The sequence below is a fragment of the Shigella sp. SIG6 genome, from assembly GCF_053555815.1.
Map to the genome: position 1 here is coordinate 1 of NZ_JBQZXC010000243.1, position 2078 is coordinate 2078.

Annotated in this window: 2 rRNA genes; both read right to left on the reverse strand. The window is 53.6% G+C overall.

From position 1 onward, the window contains the following. Positions 1-8: 8 nt before the first annotated feature. Positions 9-124 (reverse strand): 5S ribosomal RNA (gene rrf, locus ACUU1M_RS19920). Between the two features lie 95 nt (positions 125-219). After that, positions 220-2078: ribosomal RNA gene (locus ACUU1M_RS19925) — 23S ribosomal RNA — on the reverse strand; the annotation flags it as partial.

Genomic DNA, 2078 nt, shown 5'->3' on the forward strand with positions numbered 1-2078 from the left:
AATTTGATGCCTGGCAGTTCCCTACTCTCGCATGGGGAGACCCCACACTACCATCGGCGCTACGGCGTTTCACTTCTGAGTTCGGCATGGGGTCAGGTGGGACCACCGCGCTACGGCCGCCAGGCTAATTCTGTTTTATCAGACCGCTTCTGCGTTCTGATTTAATCTGTATCAGGCTGAAAATCTTCTCTCAATCCGCCAAAACATCTTCGGCGTTGTAAGGTTAAGCCTCACGGTTCATTAGTACCGGTTAGCTCAACGCATCGCTGCGCTTACACACCCGGCCTATCAACGTCGTCGTCTTCAACGTTCCTTCAGGACCCTTAAAGGGTCAGGGAGAACTCATCTCGGGGCAAGTTTCGTGCTTAGATGCTTTCAGCACTTATCTCTTCCGCATTTAGCTACCGGGCAGTGCCATTGGCATGACAACCCGAACACCAGTGATGCGTCCACTCCGGTCCTCTCGTACTAGGAGCAGCCCCCCTCAGTTCTCCAGCGCCCACGGCAGATAGGGACCGAACTGTCTCACGACGTTCTAAACCCAGCTCGCGTACCACTTTAAATGGCGAACAGCCATACCCTTGGGACCTACTTCAGCCCCAGGATGTGATGAGCCGACATCGAGGTGCCAAACACCGCCGTCGATATGAACTCTTGGGCGGTATCAGCCTGTTATCCCCGGAGTACCTTTTATCCGTTGAGCGATGGCCCTTCCATTCAGAACCACCGGATCACTATGACCTGCTTTCGCACCTGCTCGCGCCGTCACGCTCGCAGTCAAGCTGGCTTATGCCATTGCACTAACCTCCTGATGTCCGACCAGGATTAGCCAACCTTCGTGCTCCTCCGTTACTCTTTAGGAGGAGACCGCCCCAGTCAAACTACCCACCAGACACTGTCCGCAACCCGGATCACGGGTCCACGTTAGAACATCAAACATTAAAGGGTGGTATTTCAAGGTCGGCTCCATGCAGACTGGCGTCCACACTTCAAAGCCTCCCACCTATCCTACACATCAAGGCTCAATGTTCAGTGTCAAGCTATAGTAAAGGTTCACGGGGTCTTTCCGTCTTGCCGCGGGTACACTGCATCTTCACAGCGAGTTCAATTTCACTGAGTCTCGGGTGGAGACAGCCTGGCCATCATTACGCCATTCGTGCAGGTCGGAACTTACCCGACAAGGAATTTCGCTACCTTAGGACCGTTATAGTTACGGCCGCCGTTTACCGGGGCTTCGATCAAGAGCTTCGCTTGCGCTAACCCCATCAATTAACCTTCCGGCACCGGGCAGGCGTCACACCGTATACGTCCACTTTCGTGTTTGCACAGTGCTGTGTTTTTAATAAACAGTTGCAGCCAGCTGGTATCTTCGACTGATTTCAGCTCCACGAGCAAGTCGCTTCACCTACGTATCAGCGTGCCTTCTCCCGAAGTTACGGCACCATTTTGCCTAGTTCCTTCACCCGAGTTCTCTCAAGCGCCTTGGTATTCTCTACCTGACCACCTGTGTCGGTTTGGGGTACGATTTGATGTTACCTGATGCTTAGAGGCTTTTCCTGGAAGCAGGGCATTTGTTGCTTCAGCACCGTAGTGCCTCGTCATCACGCCTCGGCCTTAATTTTCCGGATTTGCCTGGAAAACCAGCCTACACGCTTAAACCGGGACAACCGTCGCCCGGCCAACATAGCCTTCTCCGTCCCCCCTTCGCAGTAACACCAAGTACAGGAATATTAACCTGTTTCCCATCGACTACGCCTTTCGGCCTCGCCTTAGGGGTCGACTCACCCTGCCCCGATTAACGTTGGACAGGAACCCTTGGTCTTCCGGCGAGCGGGCTTTTCACCCGCTTTATCGTTACTTATGTCAGCATTCGCACTTCTGATACCTCCAGCATACCTCACAGTACACCTTCACAGGCTTACAGAACGCTCCCCTACCCAACAACGCATAAGCGTCGCTGCCGCAGCTTCGGTGCATGGTTTAGCCCCGTTACATCTTCCGCGCAGGCCGACTCGACCAGTGAGCTATTACGCTTTCTTTAAATGATGGCTGCTTCTAAGCCAACATCCTGGCTGTCT